Source organism: Vibrio sp. Vb0937, from assembly GCF_033338855.1.
In genome coordinates this window covers 1-1,992 of record NZ_JAWOTK010000091.1, presented here as the reverse complement: position 1 = coordinate 1,992, position 1,992 = coordinate 1, and the positions used below count along the sequence as shown (strand labels likewise).

Genomic DNA, 1,992 nt, shown 5'->3' with positions numbered 1-1,992 from the left:
GTAGGTTTTAACTAAATGCGACGAAAGGCGATACGCACAGCAAAATACCAGTAGCAATAATCAAGTAAAGCGACGCGCCTTTGTATTTGTGTAAAGAAGGCACTTGATAGACAAGGTAAGCTGGAATCAAACAGCCAATCAAACCAAAGATAGGGCTACATACTGATGTGAAGCTCAGAACTGGTAGATTCAATACAATTGCACCCCACGCCATGAGAATCGCAAAGAGAATGATTCCTTTGGTGACCAAGTCTTTATTGATCTTCTCTTCAGGCATGACCTTTTTTAGAGCCAGCATCGCTAGACCTTGGCAAGAATCGCGGAAACCCAAGTACACACCAAAAAACGCAGTCATTACTGAGAAAATATTCAGCATTAAACTCATTAGTTTTAGCGTCGTGCCGTCCATACCTTGCGCAACCATCGCAAGAGCAGAGATGTTCTCTTCTGCTGCTTTAACCGCTTGTTCATGTGACATCGCAAGCGTAAAGGAAATCGCGTAGAAGAAGACCGTCACAAACAAGATACCGAAAGCAATTTTCATTGCGCGCATGGCTTTAAAGCGAGCAACCTCAATCGATTTTTCTTTTGAGCGGTATGAGATCACCATTGGGCTCAAGCTTTGAATAAAGAGAATAGACGTTAGAGTAAACGGCAGTAGCTCAATTGCATCTTTCAAACCAGCGCCTGTTTCTGGAATCGCACCGACATTCGCTACATCCCATTTTTCGATCATCATGACGCCAAGTAATGCGACGGTACAAAGTTTAATCAGTACAAGACCAGTACTGACCTTAAACAAAATCTTTTCACCACGAGATGCAATAGCGACCAGCGCGCACACTAAAGCCAGACCATATAGCGGGTTTTCAGACAATAAGCCTTCCGTGATGCCAAAACTATGTAGGAAAGATGCCGAGTCATTGTTGATGGCTGTTGAGTAAACAAAGACCCAAATCACCAACATGATGAAGTACAGCACACCTAATAACGCCCCCCATTTGTTACCAAGGTAACCGGAAATGACGCCAGCGTAATCTTGGCACTTTGGTGAACTTGAGAGAGTGTTGATGAAAAGGCGTTGGAACAAGTACATCGCCGGGTAGCCAATCACCGCGGAGGCAAGAAATACCCATATACCAAGTACGCCCACTTTTACTGGAAGAAAAACAATACCAGCACCGATTGCCATGCCGATACTCATGATCACCCATCCCCAGTCTGTGCTATCAAACTTGGTCGCGGCTTTCCACTCGTCTAGGGCCATGCCTGCTTTTACGTGCGGTGGCTCTTTACCGATAGGTAAGGTTTGTGTAGGTGCTGTCACGCTCATTTTATTGTTTCTCTTGTTAGTATGAATTTTTCTCAAATTTAATTGAGAAAACATATATCACCAATTTTTTTGTGGAAAATTCAGATAAATTTGAGATCTTGGCGAAAAAGTTCAAATAAATTGGATTTTTTGACGAATTTTGTGATCTGTTCTAGTTGTTTGATTCATATTTAATTGAAAAAATAACGCTAATACGGAAGTTAAATTAGAAGCTTCTTAATAAAAAATAAAATTTATGTGAGGATTTAAAAATGAAAGAATTGATTTCATCTGAACACGCGCCTGCTGCTATCGGACCTTATTCACATGGCACTAGCTATGGCGATTTGATTTTTACATCTGGTCAATTACCCGTTGATAAGGCAACAGGAAAAGTAGTTGAAGGCGGCATCAGTGCACAAAGTCATCAATCTCTTACTAACTTGAAGCACGTTTTAGAGGCTGGTGGTGGCAGTGTCGATACTGTTTTAAAAACAACGTGTTACCTATCGAATATTAATGACTTTGCCGAGTTTAACAAGGTCTACGCAGAGTTTTTCCAACAAGATTGTCCGGCACGCAGTTGCTTCGCAGTGAAAGATTTGCCTCTTGGCGTGTTAATTGAAGTCGAAGCGATTGCTCATAAAAAGTAATACGGAGAACAGAGCATGAACCAGCAA

Annotated in this window: 2 protein-coding genes; one reads left to right on the top strand and one right to left on the bottom strand. The window is 41.8% G+C overall.

Annotation, left to right across the window (positions count from 1 at the left end):
* Nucleotides 1–7 precede the first annotated feature (7 nt).
* Nucleotides 8–1,267, bottom strand: coding sequence for an amino acid permease (locus tag R7P67_RS23360; RefSeq protein ID WP_318086136.1), 1,260 nt, complete (start codon nt 1,265–1,267; stop codon nt 8–10).
* A 317-nt stretch (nt 1,268–1,584) separates the two neighbouring features.
* On the opposite strand from R7P67_RS23360, the gene R7P67_RS23355 reads away from it, so the two are divergent.
* Complete coding sequence (locus R7P67_RS23355; protein ID WP_005479566.1) at nt 1,585–1,965, top strand: RidA family protein; 381 nt, start codon at nt 1,585–1,587, stop codon at nt 1,963–1,965.
* The last annotated feature ends 27 nt before the right edge of the window (nt 1,966–1,992 follow it).

What these genes read in the sequence shown, in the direction of transcription:
- R7P67_RS23355 (WP_005479566.1), top strand. Translation starts at nt 1,585, where the DNA reads ATGAAAGAATTGATTTCATCTGAACACGCGCCTGCTGCTATCGGACCT.
- R7P67_RS23360 (WP_318086136.1), bottom strand. Translation starts at nt 1,267, where the DNA reads ATGGCCCTAGACGAGTGGAAAGCCGCGACCAAGTTTGATAGCACAGAC.